This is a genomic window from Clostridium lundense DSM 17049, assembly GCF_000619945.1.
In the GTDB taxonomy this organism is placed as follows: Bacteria; Bacillota; Clostridia; order Clostridiales; family Clostridiaceae; genus Clostridium_AO; species Clostridium_AO lundense.
On the sequence record NZ_JHVC01000001.1, the window covers coordinates 13,789 to 28,888 of the forward strand.

18 protein-coding genes are annotated in these 15,100 nt (G+C 28.4%); 3 read left to right on the plus strand and 15 right to left on the minus strand.

Annotation, left to right across the window (positions count from 1 at the left end; genetic code table 11):
* Window positions 1–136: 136 nt before the first annotated feature.
* Together T514_RS0100090 and T514_RS0100095 are read right to left on the minus strand one after the other, a co-directional pair.
* A complete protein-coding gene (locus T514_RS0100090) occupies window positions 137–817 on the minus strand; it encodes a YsnF/AvaK domain-containing protein (protein ID WP_027622906.1) in 681 nt (226 codons plus the stop codon).
* Between the two features lie 78 nt (window positions 818–895).
* The gene (locus T514_RS0100095) at window positions 896–1,354 is read right to left on the minus strand and encodes a YsnF/AvaK domain-containing protein (RefSeq protein ID WP_027622907.1); all 459 of its coding nucleotides are present in this window, start codon (window positions 1,352–1,354) and stop codon (window positions 896–898) included.
* Between the two features lie 296 nt (window positions 1,355–1,650).
* On the opposite strand from T514_RS0100095, the gene T514_RS0100100 reads away from it, so the two are divergent.
* Window positions 1,651–2,037 carry a hypothetical protein gene (locus T514_RS0100100; RefSeq protein WP_027622908.1) on the plus strand — a complete coding sequence of 129 codons (387 nt, stop codon included), beginning with the start codon at window positions 1,651–1,653 and terminating at the stop codon, window positions 2,035–2,037.
* Between the two features lie 383 nt (window positions 2,038–2,420).
* Here T514_RS0100100 and T514_RS0100105 read toward each other — a convergent pair whose 3' ends face one another.
* The 5 genes from T514_RS0100105 to T514_RS0100130 form a co-directional block, all read right to left on the minus strand.
* Window positions 2,421–3,125 carry a hypothetical protein gene (locus tag T514_RS0100105; protein WP_027622909.1) on the minus strand — a complete coding sequence of 235 codons (705 nt, stop codon included), beginning with the start codon at window positions 3,123–3,125 and terminating at the stop codon, window positions 2,421–2,423.
* 194 nt (window positions 3,126–3,319) lie between these two features.
* The gene (locus tag T514_RS0100110) at window positions 3,320–3,871 is read right to left on the minus strand and encodes a sugar O-acetyltransferase (protein ID WP_034867780.1); all 552 of its coding nucleotides are present in this window, start codon (window positions 3,869–3,871) and stop codon (window positions 3,320–3,322) included.
* Window positions 3,872–3,967: 96 nt separating this feature from the next.
* On the minus strand, window positions 3,968–4,498 hold the full coding sequence (locus T514_RS0100115; protein WP_027622911.1) for a CDP-alcohol phosphatidyltransferase family protein: 531 nt from the start codon (window positions 4,496–4,498) through the stop codon (window positions 3,968–3,970).
* 401 nt (window positions 4,499–4,899) lie between these two features.
* Window positions 4,900–5,907: a M28 family peptidase gene (locus T514_RS0100120; protein ID WP_242850535.1), complete on the minus strand. Its 1,008-nt coding sequence runs from the start codon at window positions 5,905–5,907 to the stop codon at window positions 4,900–4,902.
* 366 nt (window positions 5,908–6,273) lie between these two features.
* Window positions 6,274–7,140: a serine/threonine protein kinase gene (locus T514_RS0100130; protein WP_027622913.1), complete on the minus strand. Its 867-nt coding sequence runs from the start codon at window positions 7,138–7,140 to the stop codon at window positions 6,274–6,276.
* Between the two features lie 222 nt (window positions 7,141–7,362).
* On the opposite strand from T514_RS0100130, the gene T514_RS0100135 reads away from it, so the two are divergent.
* Complete coding sequence (locus T514_RS0100135) at window positions 7,363–7,803, plus strand: hypothetical protein (RefSeq protein WP_027622914.1); 441 nt, start codon at window positions 7,363–7,365, stop codon at window positions 7,801–7,803.
* A gap of 267 nt (window positions 7,804–8,070) precedes the next feature.
* Here T514_RS0100135 and T514_RS0100140 read toward each other — a convergent pair whose 3' ends face one another.
* Window positions 8,071–8,376 carry a hypothetical protein gene (locus tag T514_RS0100140; RefSeq protein ID WP_027622915.1) on the minus strand — a complete coding sequence of 102 codons (306 nt, stop codon included), beginning with the start codon at window positions 8,374–8,376 and terminating at the stop codon, window positions 8,071–8,073.
* 253 nt (window positions 8,377–8,629) lie between these two features.
* On the opposite strand from T514_RS0100140, the gene T514_RS0100145 reads away from it, so the two are divergent.
* Window positions 8,630–9,328, plus strand: coding sequence for a class I SAM-dependent methyltransferase (locus T514_RS0100145; RefSeq protein ID WP_027622916.1), 699 nt, complete (start codon window positions 8,630–8,632; stop codon window positions 9,326–9,328).
* A gap of 117 nt (window positions 9,329–9,445) precedes the next feature.
* Here the strand turns inward: T514_RS0100145 and lepB are convergent, their stop codons facing one another.
* From lepB to T514_RS0100180, 7 genes are all read right to left on the minus strand, one after another.
* The gene (gene lepB / locus T514_RS0100150) at window positions 9,446–9,997 is read right to left on the minus strand and encodes a signal peptidase I (protein WP_027622917.1); all 552 of its coding nucleotides are present in this window, start codon (window positions 9,995–9,997) and stop codon (window positions 9,446–9,448) included.
* Window positions 9,998–10,162: 165 nt separating this feature from the next.
* Complete coding sequence (locus T514_RS0100155; RefSeq protein WP_027622918.1) at window positions 10,163–10,888, minus strand: MBL fold metallo-hydrolase; 726 nt, start codon at window positions 10,886–10,888, stop codon at window positions 10,163–10,165.
* 61 nt (window positions 10,889–10,949) lie between these two features.
* A complete protein-coding gene (locus T514_RS0100160) occupies window positions 10,950–11,435 on the minus strand; it encodes a GNAT family N-acetyltransferase (protein WP_034867784.1) in 486 nt (161 codons plus the stop codon).
* Between the two features lie 89 nt (window positions 11,436–11,524).
* Complete coding sequence (locus T514_RS25995) at window positions 11,525–12,574, minus strand: MerR family transcriptional regulator (RefSeq protein ID WP_027622920.1); 1,050 nt, start codon at window positions 12,572–12,574, stop codon at window positions 11,525–11,527.
* Window positions 12,575–12,793: 219 nt separating this feature from the next.
* Window positions 12,794–13,663 (minus strand): CPBP family intramembrane glutamic endopeptidase, encoded by an 870-nt coding sequence (locus T514_RS0100170; protein WP_027622921.1) that lies wholly within the window; start codon window positions 13,661–13,663, stop codon window positions 12,794–12,796.
* Window positions 13,664–13,753: 90 nt separating this feature from the next.
* Window positions 13,754–14,266, minus strand: a complete 513-nt coding sequence (locus tag T514_RS0100175; protein WP_051541648.1) for a GNAT family N-acetyltransferase — start codon at window positions 14,264–14,266, stop codon at window positions 13,754–13,756.
* A gap of 26 nt (window positions 14,267–14,292) precedes the next feature.
* A complete protein-coding gene (locus tag T514_RS0100180) occupies window positions 14,293–15,057 on the minus strand; it encodes a class I SAM-dependent methyltransferase (RefSeq protein WP_027622923.1) in 765 nt (254 codons plus the stop codon).
* Window positions 15,058–15,100 lie beyond the last annotated feature (43 nt).

A 15,100-nucleotide genomic window follows, 5' to 3' on the forward strand; every position in this document is an offset into this window, starting at 1 on the left:
TTTCATATGAATATACAAATATAATATGCTATATTTAACTATTGTGAATTAATTATAGCATATTAGTAAAGAAAAACATGTAAGTTTTTATAATCATAATCAGAAAGTGTTTAAAGCTATTAATTATCCTATAGTTCTAACTTCGATATTTTTTAGGGATTTTTTTATCCACAATTTTTGCATCCCCATTAATACTAATGTGAGGTATTTCTTTTTTTAATGTTTTAGTTAAATGCTTTACCTCTTTATATTGATGGTTACTAACTGAAACATCTTCTAAAGTTACTGGTTGCTTGTGTATGTCGATACGTTCTTCACTGATAGGTATTCGAATAGTTTCAGTATGAGCATCTGATTTATTATGAAATTGTGAATCAAAAACAGTCTTTTCAATAACAAGTTCCTCACGTTTTATAGGTACAGTAATATTTTTTTCTTCTGTTAAAACTTCTTTGTGAATGGATACCTTACCAGTTTGTTTTTTGTTTTTAGATATTTTCATCTGTTCTTCGCGAAGTTGCATCTTCATATCACTATCTGAATTATGAGGAATCTTCTTTGAAATTGTTTCAATATCGTTCTTATATGTCTTACTCTGAGCCATTAGCCTACCTATAACTACACCTATAATAATGCCTAATATAGTTCCAACTATGTTTGGTTCAATTGATGTAATTGTAAATATAGTTACAAGCCCGGGTATAGTTAAAATAGAGAACTTATATAAAATAGCAATTATAAAACCAATTATTCCTCCAATAGCAGCACCTGTTAAATATTGAATATTTTCTATATTAGGTACATCTTTGTTTAACATGCTCTATCCTCCTAAAAAACACCTCTTAAATCTAACATATAATTTGAGAGGTGTTTTTTTATTTATTTTATAAATTCCTTAATGGAAGCCATTATCTGTATTGTTATCCACTATATCTGCATCACCATTTGTGTTTATGCGAGCTTCTTCTCTTTTTATGTTTTCATCCACTCGCCTTGTTTCCTGGACTTCACGTTTATGAGCAGATACCTCTCCAGTTACCACTGTGTGTTTATCCACGTTGACTTGTTCTTCACTGACTGGAATACGTATGGTTTCTTCATCACCAATAGGTTCATCACTAGCTTCGTTATCTATTGATCTTCTTTCAATAACAACTTCTTCATGAGTAACGGGAACATCAACTGTTTTTTGCTCTTCAACAATTTCCTTACTTAGTTCAACTTCACCCTTTTGAACTTTGCTTTTATTTATATCAAGTTCTTCCTTATGAAGTGTAAGTCTTCCTTCATCTTTACTTTTCTTATTATCATGGTCATTGTCATTGCCTAAAATATTGTCAAATAAACCCATCATAAGTATTACCTCCTATGAGTACATATTTTCAATTCATTAATATTTTATCCCTGCTGAAGTAATATATCCTTTGTGAAATATGGAGTTAAAGTAAATGGCTTACAACAAATAAATGCTATTTTAATTTGAAAGGTTATATAATACTTAAAGAACTATATTTTTCAATGTATACCTTTAAAATTAAATTATGACGCTAATGTATAAGAAGTAGTAACATTTTTTAAAATATAGAATACTCTATATTAGGGATAGGGACATGCCTCCTATCTCTAATATAAAACTGGACGGTGAATGTAATGAGTGCATCAGAATATCAAAATATAACTGATAATGATAGAAGATGTCAAGATGATCCTGTTACAATTGGAGCAACATGTGTTGCTGAATTAGCTCCTAACGTTTTTGTGTTACTTGTTGAAGTAGAAGTAGAAGTAACGGGTGAAGAAATAGAAGAAGTGCTTGTAATAAGAATAACACCTGCTCAAGCAGCAGAACTAATAAGATCAGTTGGCCGTTGTGAAATAGTAGGTCCAGATGAAATTCCAACTCCAGCACCTGGAAGAGAAGTAAATCTTATTTGTGCATTTGTATTTGGCCAAAATGTATTTTTGGTATTTAACGTTGAAACCAATAGAACAGATGAGCTTGTTTTAGTTAGAGTTCCTTTATGCCCAATTGTTTAATAGAAATAACAAACTTTAAATTGTATAAATGAATTATAATGTTGAGTAGTATAAGAGCTATAAAAAAGCAAGCATTTTATAGTATAAAATAAAGAGCCAGTGCACTGGGAATAATCCTCAGTGTACTGACTCTATTTTAATTTTGTATTTTTAAGTTACGTTATAAATAAATTACTGCCAATGTCGGCTAGTAGTATAAGTCTTAACTTGTTTGGGAAATGCCGTAGATGATTGATATGCTCACCTTAAAGTATGTAGATTAAATAATAAAAATCTTCTACTAAAAAGGGGAGTATTTTAGAATAATACGGTATTATAGTAAGGTTTTTAGTTACTATGTTAAATAATAAGAGTATAAAGAAACTACATATTATATAAAATTTCTACGTAAACAAATGCTTCGAAATATTTTTAAAATCACCATCTACGCAATAATATACAGCATTGTCTTTTTGTGAATAAACCATAGAGAAGGATGTTTTCCACTGGTCACTATTTTGCTTTAAAGCTTCTAATATTTGAAAAGCTGTATCCACATCTAAATTATTAGACTTATCTAACAGCTCCTTTGCAGTTTTATATCTGTCTATACCGTTGCCGTTCAATTCTCCATTATTTTTAAAATCCCACAACGAGAAATTTGACATTACAAAATATGGGGTTTCACTTGCAGGACTGTAAATTACTCCACGTCCCGGTTCAACTATGCAAACATTACCATATTTATCAACAATCATATTGTGAACACTAAAATTAGGAACGTTCACAACTTCTATATTTTTCAAATATCTGTTGATTTCATCAGATGGAATTATACCGGCAAGAATATCATCTATCAATTTTGAGGTATGGGTAACTTTTTTACTGGCTCTTTTGTATAAGCCCTTTCCATTTGAATCAACCATCAAACTATTGATAAATGTACCATCACTATTAACACCAAAAGAAGGGTGCTTTCCTTTACCAATATCCACAAGGACCATAAATTTTTTTGGATCATTTATATTAACATTAAACGGCATACAATTGTTATCAAAATTCATGGCAACAATTATATCATTTCTACGATCTACAAAGCTTGTACACATTTCATATCAACTCCATAACATATAATCTTTAGTTAGTGATAATTATAATTTTTACAAAATCGTTAATATATTTATCTTATTATTACACATAAAAAAGCTTTTTAATAGTTGATATTATTAAATTCTTTGGAGTGCTATTATGTTATTAAAAAATTGTTTATAGTCTGTAGTCCTAAATTTATAATAGCGTAATATTAAATATTCCTAATAACTTTGCAAGGGTTACCTACAGCAACTACATTATTAGGTATATCTTTGGTTACAACACTGCCTGCGCCTATAGTTACATTATCACCAATTTTTACTCCTGGGCATATTATTGTTCCGCCACCAATCCAAACATTGTTTCCTATAACAATTGGTTTAGCATATTCTTTCCCAGTTAGTCTTTCAGCAGGATCAATAGGGTGACAAGCTGTATATATTTGCACATTTGGTGCTAAAAGCACATTATCTCCAATAGTAACCTTAGTTACATCAAGTATAGTACATCCATAATTAGCAAAAAAATTTTCGCCAACTTCAATGTTATAACCATAATCACAATTAAATGGTGCTTCAATACGAATGGAGCCTTTAGACACAATTAATTTCTTTAAAATTTTCTGCTTTTTCTCCTTTTCAGCTGGGTTTGTATGATTAAACTCAAAAGTTAAATTTCTGGCATAATCTCTTTCTTTAATTAACTCCTCATCACCATCATAATAAAGATCACCTGCTAACATTTTTTCTTTTTCAGTTCTCATAATTTTTAACCTCCCTTTAACCCAATAATAATATATTATTATTCCTTAAACTGTTGTTGCTACATAGTTTAAGAAGAATGCGTTTAAACAATATACTCATTTTGAGAATATACTTTGTCTGTTTATTTGCAATTCACTTGATGTTAACTGAATAACCAATTCCTCAATTGCTGATATGCTTGCCACAGCACAAGTTATATACATCAACACAGTTATATGAATATAGGGAATCAATATTGGAAATATAAACAAAACTATGCCAGTGAATTTATTTCCGTAAGTGTGAAGCATTGCAAAGGTTTTATATTTTCTCATGGCTATAATCGGCGATAACAATCTGATAATACCAATAAAAATAATCCAAATGATGACTTTGATTGTAGGATTTATGATTGGATAGAGCACAAGCAATAATACACCTATCATTATTGAGTCTGCTATAGAGTCAAGCTGTTCACCGAGTCTGCTTGCTGTTCCTGTTTTTCTAGCAATAAAACCATCCATAATATCACTGAATCCACAAATAATATATATTGCATAAAAGGCTACGCTTAATGGTTTAACAAAAATTAAAATAAAAGAAAAAATTATTCTACTAAAGGATATGTAATTTGGTATTGATTTCATCTCACCACCCCAAAATATAAATAATCTTTACTTGGTATTTTCTTAATGTTACGAATTAATTATAACATATGTTAAGGAAATTATGGTAAATTGGGATATTTACTAAGTGAGCTATAAGGCTAGAGCTTGGCTACAAATAAATTTTCTGTTAGACAGAATAGGAAAAGAAATAGGTTGAAAAATAGGTGTGTTTTGAAAATGGTTAAAAGGGACTAGAGGAGTAGGGGGAGAGGATTTATGATGGATTGAATTATGGGGTAGGGGACTTGGAATTTATCAATGAATATACAAAAGCATTATTAGAGATAGAAGTAGTAAGTTGATGCTCCTATCTTTCAACATATAAGAAGATTACGACTTTTTTCATTATATATAGTTTAAATCAATTTTCTTAGTAGTTACTACTTTGCTTCAAACATTATTCCATTATTTGTTTCTACAAAATCACTTATAGCATTTGCAATTTTGTCTATTTGTTCATAATCTAAACTATCTGGTGTATCTGTAGGATTATGAACTAATTTGTTTATATTTTCTTGTACGATAAAAACATTAGGTATATCTACATTTTCAAAACTCTTGTGGTCACTTGTGCCTCTTACAGTAGTATCTGCAAATTCAATATTATTCTTTTTCATAGTAGTTTTCACAGCGTCATATAGCTTGTTAGATACCGAGCTTTTATTCTTCAAAGCAAGCTTTCCTCCATTTTTAGAACCTATACAATCAATATTAATGTTATACAAGTTATAATTATCATACATGTAAGCGAGTATTGCACCGATAAAGGCTTTACTTCCACTAAGATTAGTTTCTTCACCATTGAAAGCAGCTATAATTATGTCTGTATCAAATGACTTCTCTTTAGAACGTTCCTTTAATGTATGAGCAATTTGTATTAAAGCTGATACTCCAGAGGCATTATCTAATGCTCCTCTAATAATCTTTCCGTCTTGGTATCCTTCATGGTCAAAATGTGCTGATATTACAACAGCTTTTCTTCGTTCTTTACCTTCTTTACCTTTTATAATCCCTACAACATTATTAACCATTTTAAGTTTAGTATTATTACCATAGTTTCCTAAAGTATTTGAGACTCCTTGATAATATTTTTGATAGTAACTATCTTCAAACAAGGTATCTAAACCTATGTTCTTAAAAACTCCAGCAATATATTCTCCTGCCTTTTCATTTCCTTTTGAACCAATTAATCTACCTTCAAACTCATCCGAACATAAAGTAGTGACTATTTCTTTAGTAGCTGGAATTTTTACAGGAATTTGAACCTGTGTTGATTCCGATGATTGGTTATTGTTAACTGCTTCATTGTTACTTTTCGTAGATTTACAACCATTTATATTAAAAGAACAAGATGAAAGGGTTATGGCTATAGTAAAAATAGCACACAACTTTGCTAAACTCTTAATGATAATCCCTCCTAACGATTTAGTTTAATAATTGTTTCCGTACATTGAATTTATATTCAATTTTCAATATGTTATTTATTTTGTTCAAGGCATAACCCTATTTATCTGTGTGTTTAAAAAAAATTATAGATTTTTGAACCTACTGATCTTACTAATTTTGCAATAATTATACCCAATATTATATATATTATAGTGACAACTGCTAGTTCCATATAAATACCCCCGTAGTTTCTTTTTTAAAAGAATGTATATCAAAGTAAGGAAAGAAAATAAAGCTATGCTCTTCGTGCAAGATATAAGTCTAGAGTGTCATTGATAATTAATTCATCATATAGTTAAATTATATAATCAGCTCTCTAAAGCTGCATTCCATGCGTTATAAAAATCATTAATAGATTGGTAACGCTTATTTCTATCAGGGTTTGTAGCTTTCTTGGCTATCTGAAATAACTTTTTCGAAGCTTTCCACTGCTCAATATTGCGGGCATAATTGTCACCTAAAATTTCAAAGGTAGTAGCTCCTAGAGTAAAAACATTTGTAACTTCATCAATTGTAGCACCTTTTTCAAATTCCTCTGGAGACATAAATCTTGATGAACCCCACATACGTCCCATAGTATTTATAAAAGGACCTTTAGTATAAAAATCTATATCACAAATTGTAGTGTTATTAGTTTCAAAATTATACATAATACTACCATCATAAAAATCTACTGCTACATATCCTTTTTCAGCAACAAGTTTATGTAAGTTAAATATTTTATCAATACAATCAAGTTTTAGTTTTAAGCTCAATTTATTAAATTTGAAGTTAGGAGATTTAGGATGAGTGTATTTAGGGTATTTATAAAAATTCCAATGAGCATGCAAACACTCACCATCTACCCATTCATATATGGAAGCATAACCGCTACCTCGTTCACAATGTGTAATTAATCTAATAAGATTTGGATGATGTATGTTTTCATATATAGGAATTGCATTTTTCATTCGTAAAATCGCATCTTCACATTTACCATCATAATTAATAGTAGGAGCACCTGCATATTTTATAAATAGTTTGTTATGCTCATTCTCAACACCAAAACAGATATTACCTGAATCTTGTTGATCAAAAACACAAAAAACCTTTCCATATTTATTTAACCAATGGAAATCAAAGTCTTCTTTTAATTCAAAAGAAACACTATCTATGTGCTTTATTACTTTTTTCACGATATACCTCCAAATTTTAAATAATCTTAGATACTATAAAATAATTATAACATATCATAAGGGTAAATATACATAATTATCCATTTGTTATTATACAAATAAGCTTCAAGATATTTAAAATAAATTAATCAATGTCACTAATAATGAAAGATTCATGAATAATTAGTTATGAAATCAGTACATAATATTACTAAATTTTAATATTACAATAGAGGTACTTTTATGGGTGTAAATATTATAATAGGTTTTATTATTCCTTGGATAGTTGCCTTAGCTATTGTTCGTGAACGTAAAATTATATATTATATTGCTCCCTTTGCCATTATTTTGGCAACTATAATTAATGCTTCAGGATTATATTATTTCTGGGCTATATATCCCTTTGAACTTGGTAATCTTTCAATAGTACCACTTAACACAGGATTGTTTTGTCTTTTTCCTTGTGTAAGTTTTCAAATTATTAAAAAATACGATATTAATGCTTATACTGGTTTGCCTGTAGCAAGTTTAATAATGACATTGATAGAAGGAAGTGGGGTGTTAGCTGGTAGAATAGTTTACTATAATCATTGGAATATAATTTTGACATACTTTTCATACCTTATTCCATTACTCGTATGTTATGGACTCTATAAATTTTTAAAGAAAAGAAATCTTATTTAATTTAGTCATGATTGTTATATATTAAACATTTCTCCATTTTTAAGCCAAATACTTTCAAGAGAATTAGAACCTTTTTTAAAGATAATAGGGATAAAACTTTAAAAGAAGCAATTAAGTGCTGGAAATATAAAAAAAGTTTAGTTTGATTATAAATTTGCTTAATTACAAAAACACTTAATATGTATTTGTTGTATCATTACATGAAAATGCCACAAAATTTAATTTGAATAATGTGGCATTCTAAATAAATTATTTTCTCTAAAGTTATTATTTTTTTATTTGATCTATAATACTGTGTTCTGTTAATTGAGAAAGTTTTTCAATTCTTTCATTAATCATGTTTCTAAAACAATTAGGAAGATGATCTCTATGTGCTCTATGTATAGCAACACATTCCATACATTTCCCATGATACTTGCATGCCTTTTGGCATGAGCAATGATCTTGTCCTTTTTCTTTACTTTCTCTTAATTCTTGTACAAATTCATCTTGAAGTTTATATCCAAGTTCACGGTCACCCTTGTGAAATGCCTGCATGGCTTCTTTTTCTTTTGAATTGTTGTCAATAATCATTTTATATCCTCCATATAATATAAATTTTTGCCTATATTTATTATTTTACAACATTTTTTTATTAATTTTAAATAAGTAAATTCTCATATTATAAATCTATCATAACATCATCGTAATATAATGAATGTATATTAGGTTGTGTTATAAAATTTAAATTTTACAATTATGTAATATATAATTAAATAAATGGATAACAGTAAGAAAAGATGAAGTAAGAATTATTTATATAATATGATAGAAAGAGGTATCAATAATGAGTATTGAAGGCAACGTTGCTATTTGGGAGTCATTACAAAAGAAAATCATATGGGAACAATTAAAATTCGTAAATGGTAAAAGAGTTTTGGATTTTGGAAGTGGAAATGGTATTACAGCGAACCATTTTGCTATAGAAAATAAGGTTATAGCAATTGAGCCAGATGAAAATATGCTACAGAATAGGTTTAAAGAAAATGATTATACACAAATAAAAGGAGACATAAAAGAACTTAAAAAGTTTGAAGAAGAATCATTTGATGTGATATTGTGCCATAATGTTTTGGAATATGCAGATGAAAGAGAAGATATTATTAAAGAATTTTCAAGGATATTAAAGAACAAAGGTTATCTTTCTATTTTAAAACATAACAAGGCAGGAAGGGTCATGCAGATGGTAGTATTACTTAATAATTTTGAACATGCTAATGAATTATTAGAAGATAAGAATGGACATGCGGAACAATTTGGTACTATTAATTACTATGGAGATACAGATATATTAAAATGGTCAGATAAATTTAAAATAGAAAGAATTTTAGGCATAAGAACATTTTGGGACTTACAGCAAAACCAGGATATTCAAAAGGATAAGACATGGCAAGAGCATATGTTACAAGTGGAATTAAAAGTAAGTGAATTAGAAGAATATATAGCCATAGCCTCATTTCATCATATTATTTTACGAAAAAAATAATGAAAATTATGGGCATAATCTTTGGTGCAGATTTTTCTATAAGAAGAATTAAGGGAACTCCTTTTAAGAATTCCCTCAGAATATGTTATATTGCTAACAATTTAGCATAGCTATTTTTTAAAACACCTTTAACTTGTCAAAAGGTAGAAATCTAAGTATAACATGGCCTTTTATATCACTTACATTAATAGGGCCTAGCATTCTACTATCAGTACTGTTAGTTCTATTATCACCTAAAACAAACACTTGTCCTTCTGGAACTATGTATTGTGTTTTATCTGTAATAGGTTCTGTAATAGCATTTGGATCTAAGTAGTCTTCCTCAAGAAGGATATCATTTAAATATACGTGTCCATCTTTTATTTCTACTTTATCTCCAGCTAAACCTATTATTCTTTTTACATAGTAGTCATGATTTTTATTTTTAGAATCAAATACTATTATTTCGCCTCGGTTAAAGTTTTTTAAGTTTGTGGTTATTTTTTCCATAAAGATATTATCTTTGTTTTGTAGTGTAGGTTGCATAGAAGGACCATCTACATTAGCTCTAGCAAATACATAACTACGGAAAGCAAGTGCTATCACAAGAGCCATTGCTATAGAAAATGCATAATCCATAATTTCTTTAAAAGAATTTTTATTATGTTTTTTTGTTTGGTTATCATCCATATAAACACCCCATCTATAAATATTATTTTTAGTACAAATTCTGATGAAGATTAAGATAATTAATCTTTAAATTAATAATATATTGAATTTATGAAATAATTGTGTAGTTTTTAATAATATTTTGCTAATAATGAAATAAGAAGGTAACTTGAAGCAAAGTTTTTCTTATTTTAAGTTTAATAGTTCTGTTTTTAGATAATCTATAACTTCTTCCTTTTTCTGTGGTTCATCATGCCCTAAGACGTATATATCAAAATCAATTTCTTCTAATGTTTTTATTAAGTTATCTAATTTTTTCTTATCATATTTTCCGTTATTATTATAGTAATCTTCACAATCGGCGTCTCCTACAAATAAGACTTTTTCCTCTGGTATATACATAATAACTGAATCTTCTGAGTGAGTTCCCTCTATGTTCTTCATTACACAATGAATTCCTCCAAGATCAAGAGTTAATTCATCATTAAATTCAATATCTGCTGAAACTACTTTAATTTGATTTCTATCAGGATATTCTAACCTTATACATTTGTCACAAAACTCTATATCTTCTCCAGACTCTAAACGTTGTAGCATTGCTTTATCTGACCAGTCCCACTGTGAAACTTCTTTTAATTTTAGATTTGTCAGATGTCCAACAATAGTTTTGCCTGGCACAAAATGCATGCCAAAAGTGTGATCCCAATGCCAATGGGTTATAGCTGTGAACTGTGGTAAAGTCAGTTCCATATTTATTACAGCATTTTTAAACTTTTCTACATGGACAGATGAATTGCCAGCATCTATCATTAGTGAATAAGTATTTCCTTTAATATAACCGAGTACTGGTCTGTCAGTTTCTGATTCTGCTGGCAAATAGTATATCCTCTCTGATAATTGTTTTAATTGCATATAATAACCTCCGTATATGAATATAAAGACAATATTTTTTATATTTAAACATTATAAAGTATTATTTTTCTTTCTGGAAAACAAAAGATTTACTACCATTAGCACATATGTTTTCTCTACAAAAAACAAAGCCACATTTTTTAGTGTAAAAGTGATGGTTTCTCTTTGAATAGTCGGGAGTTTCAACAGTCCATTTTTTAGCATCTTTATATTTTTCCTCTATATCATTCCATACCATAGTTCCTAGATGATCTTTTCGATAAGTTGGGTTAATAAATAATAGTTCTAAAGTATATTCATTATTTTTTTTAATTCCAACAGTATAGGCACCAACAATAATATTTTGAAAAAGTACTTTATAGCTTTCAAATCCCCTATGTTCATTAAGTTTTTTTATTAAGCTACCATCATTATATCCAGTAGGGCCATCCTCTTTTAAATCAGTATGCATTGATGTATCTTCATTAAATGCAGAAGTCATTATCTTTGTTAGTATATCATAATCAACTGGATATATTTTTTCATAGGTTATTTTATTATTCATCATAAAAATCTCCTTTAGTGACACATTATGTTATAATATATGGAATAATTATAACATATTTACTTAAATATATTAGGATAAATAATAGAAACTTATTTTTTAATTTCTACTATCCATGTGAAATTTACAATGTGTTCACTATGAATCTTACAATTTAAGGATTTAACATATCCTTGTAGTTTCTCTAAATTAGTATAGTATTTGTTGTTGATAACATCCCATAAATCCTGTCTACCTTTACCGCAAAGAATACTTTTACATTTTTCTCTTTCTGCATCATTTAGAAACATAAAATCTGCAATAATAATTTTTCCGTCATCTTTTAAGTATTCTAACATGTAATTAAGAGCTTCTTTTTTTTCATTATGATTTAGGCTATGAAAAGCGTAGGTTGTTACAACAATATCAACATCATTTTTTCTAAAGGGCTTATCTAAAAAGTTTCCTAATTTAAATCTCATTTTATTATATTTCTTTTTTGCTTGTAGAATCATTTCTAAACTTTGATCTATTCCTAAAATATCTATTTTTCCACTTAAATCACCACATAAATTACCTGTTCCACATCCTATATCAATTACATTTGCAGCTCCATGCTTAATTATTCTGCTTCTTATTTGGGATAAGATTTCATCATATTTTTCAAATAAACCTAGTTCATCATTCCATTTATTTCTAACCATTTTATCAAATTTTATTGCTTTATTATCAAATCCCCACATATCTATCCACCTTCTTCTATTAGTTTTATTTTCTTGTAAACTTATATCAATGTTATGTACAAAGCGGTTATAATCTAGTTCAAAGTCACATTCTAGCATTTTATCTATACTTGTTTTTAATGTATTTTTTACATTATCTAATTCATCAATTTTTCTTTCCACTGCTTTTAATTGAAGATAAAGACTTCGTGTGAAGTGGCTATTTCCATAATTGTTTTTATCAATTAAATTTTTTATATCTTTAAGTGAAAAACCAAGTTCTTTTAATAATATAACAGTTCTTAATCTAAATAAGTCATCTTCACTATAATTTCTATAATTATTTTCTTCTCTTTTAGGAATCACAATTCCATGTTCTTCGTAAACTATTAGAGACTTTAAAGTTATATTAAGAATTTTACATACTTCATTTCTTGTCATTAAATCACCCCTAAGAAAAGTATAGACTCTACCCAAAGGGTAGAGTCAATATATAATTTGCTAATGTAACAAAATTGTCCGATGACTATCATCCATAATACTCCCATCTTCTATAAGAGGGAGATAATGGATGATACGTCCCTGGATAAGTTCTTCTAAGTTTCAGTTGGAGTAAGTATTTTTTTAAGCAAACTCCATCTGAAGCTAATAATCACTTGATTATTCAACAGGTAATTCCGATGATGTATTATCTTCCTCAGGACTAACAGTGGTAGATGGTAATTCATTAACATGTTTTATAAAAAATATTCCTGCTACTATAAAGAGGACTATACCTATAAAAAGACTTATAACATTAAACTGGAAATTTACAAAGATTAAAGCAATAGCAAGTATGTTGTTTAACGCATGAGACACAATACATAGTATTAAAGATTTTGTTTTATAGTATATTATTGCTAGAAACAGTCCTAGAAGTGTAGCATTAATAAATTGAGGAATATTTAAATGAATTATTCCAAATATAAGTGATGAAACAATTATAGCAGTCAGTGCCTTATACTTATTTAAAAAACCTTCTAGAATAATTCCTCTTATAAGTATTTCCTCAAAAACAGGCGCTATTATTACAATAAAAATAAATACTACAACGGAAGCAGCTATTATAGAAGGAGTAGAAGATAAAGACAAATTTTCAAATTGCTTTTCAACAAAATCAGGTAGGGGTATTTTTTCTACTAAATGGCCAATAGAACTTTGACGACATACAAAGAATCCTAAAAATAAAAGAACTGTGTATAGTAATAGCTTAAAATTAAATTTTTCAATATAGTGTATCTTAAAATTGACTTTAAGCTTATTTCTTATTTTATTTAAGGTTAATTTTACCCCTACAATATTTGTTAGTACATCATTTAAAAAAATTGTAATTATGGATAAAGTATCAAAGGAACCAAAGGACATATTCAGTGCAATTAATCTAAGGGGAAGTCCTACAATAAGTGGTATTAAAATATAGTACATGAGTAACATTTTAAAAGAAGCTAATATCGATAATTCAAATTTGTTTTCAATTACTTCATTTTCCATAAATCAATCACCTACATTCTTATAATTTGTTGTTAATGCAAATAAGTAGCATATGGTTAAAATTCCATGGGAAGTTAAGAATAAGTTCACTTAACAACTAAATGTTCCACTTATTTTAGATAATGCCCCAGGAATTAATTCGCAAGCTAGAACATATTCTTCTGGGATTTCAGGGGAGTATCTAATGCCCAAATTAGCAGATTTTTTAAATCCAAATCTATTGTAATAAGCAGGATCACCTACAAGTACTACAGATTTATAGCCCATGTTTCTTGCTATCTCAAAACTTTTATTTACTAATTTAGAACCAACACCTTTATAGCGATACTCTAGAGCAACAGAAAGAGGGGCTAATAAAAGTGTTTCTGTTTTATAATTATCATTATTGATATAAGCTTTAGTCAACATAATATGTCCAATTAATTTATTATTTTCTTCAGCTACTAAAGCAAGTTCTGGGATGTAGTTGCCTTTACTGCGTAATTCATCCACAAAATCTTGTTCCTGTCCATTTGAAACTTTTGCAGTTTGAAATGCAACTTTAACTAAATCATATATTTGTTTGAACTCGTCTTGCTTTTCTTGTCTAATAATTATATTCATATTTATACCTCCTAAGTTAGATAGAATTATTGATTTTTTATATTTTTAGATACAATAATAAATCTATGTTCATGGCTTTCAATGTATGGAGATGTTTTTAATTCCTCGTACATTTTGAATAATTCATCAAAACAACTATCTACAGAAAAGCTAGGAAATTCCCATTGGATTATTTTCGAAAAATACACAATAGCTCCAACATCATAAAACCGTAAATATGGAAAATACTCATCTTTATATAAAATGTCAAAGGAATTTCTTTTGAGTTCTTCTAATGAATAATTCAAATTAAGATATGAATATTTGGATACAAAATCTTTAATTAATCTTTTAGAAAGAAGTTCATTATTCTTTCCGCCTACTTGCTGTGTAATAAATATACCATTGGGTTTTAATATTCTTTTAACTTCTCTAATATCATATGATTCATGCCTATTAATGATCATATCAAAGGAATTCTCTTCAAAGGGTAATTGTGCATCTTCATACACTTGACGGACGCAAATGCCCAGTGGTGATAGCCTCTCATTACATAATTTAAGATTAGGTTCCCAAGCTTCCGTAACAGAAGTTTTTTTATAAGGATGGTTTAAGGATAATAAAAATTCTCCACCGCCTGTACCCATATCAAGTAACTGATAATCAGATCTTAAGTATTTTTTTAATATATCTTTATAGTCCCAAGGCAAATTTTCATCTTCCCATCTCTTTTCTAAATAGGAAAAATCCCATCCTTGAAAACTCATTTCCTCATCTTTTTTCCATAAATTTTTTAATTTATCATAACTCATAATTGTTCTCCTTTTAATATTATTATTTAAAATAAAAGCGGTG

Coding starts and splice junctions, on each gene's coding strand:
- T514_RS0100105 (WP_027622909.1), bottom strand. CDS start 3,125: ATGTGTACAAGCTTTGTAGATCGTAGAAATGATATAATTGTTGCCATG.
- T514_RS0100175 (WP_051541648.1), bottom strand. CDS start 14,266: ATGAATATAATTATTAGACAAGAAAAGCAAGACGAGTTCAAACAAATA.
- T514_RS0100170 (WP_027622921.1), bottom strand. CDS start 13,663: ATGGAAAATGAAGTAATTGAAAACAAATTTGAATTATCGATATTAGCT.
- T514_RS0100095 (WP_027622907.1), bottom strand. CDS start 1,354: ATGATGGGTTTATTTGACAATATTTTAGGCAATGACAATGACCATGAT.
- T514_RS0100155 (WP_027622918.1), bottom strand. CDS start 10,888: ATGCAATTAAAACAATTATCAGAGAGGATATACTATTTGCCAGCAGAA.
- T514_RS0100140 (WP_027622915.1), bottom strand. CDS start 8,376: ATGATTATTGACAACAATTCAAAAGAAAAAGAAGCCATGCAGGCATTT.
- T514_RS0100180 (WP_027622923.1), bottom strand. CDS start 15,057: ATGAGTTATGATAAATTAAAAAATTTATGGAAAAAAGATGAGGAAATG.
- T514_RS0100135 (WP_027622914.1), top strand. CDS start 7,363: ATGGGTGTAAATATTATAATAGGTTTTATTATTCCTTGGATAGTTGCC.
- T514_RS25995 (WP_027622920.1), bottom strand. CDS start 12,574: ATGACAAGAAATGAAGTATGTAAAATTCTTAATATAACTTTAAAGTCT.
- T514_RS0100110 (WP_034867780.1), bottom strand. CDS start 3,871: ATGAGAACTGAAAAAGAAAAAATGTTAGCAGGTGATCTTTATTATGAT.
- lepB (WP_027622917.1), bottom strand. CDS start 9,997: ATGGATGATAACCAAACAAAAAAACATAATAAAAATTCTTTTAAAGAA.
- T514_RS0100145 (WP_027622916.1), top strand. CDS start 8,630: ATGAGTATTGAAGGCAACGTTGCTATTTGGGAGTCATTACAAAAGAAA.
- T514_RS0100100 (WP_027622908.1), top strand. CDS start 1,651: ATGAGTGCATCAGAATATCAAAATATAACTGATAATGATAGAAGATGT.
- T514_RS0100090 (WP_027622906.1), bottom strand. CDS start 817: ATGTTAAACAAAGATGTACCTAATATAGAAAATATTCAATATTTAACA.
- T514_RS0100160 (WP_034867784.1), bottom strand. CDS start 11,435: ATGATGAATAATAAAATAACCTATGAAAAAATATATCCAGTTGATTAT.
- T514_RS0100115 (WP_027622911.1), bottom strand. CDS start 4,498: ATGAAATCAATACCAAATTACATATCCTTTAGTAGAATAATTTTTTCT.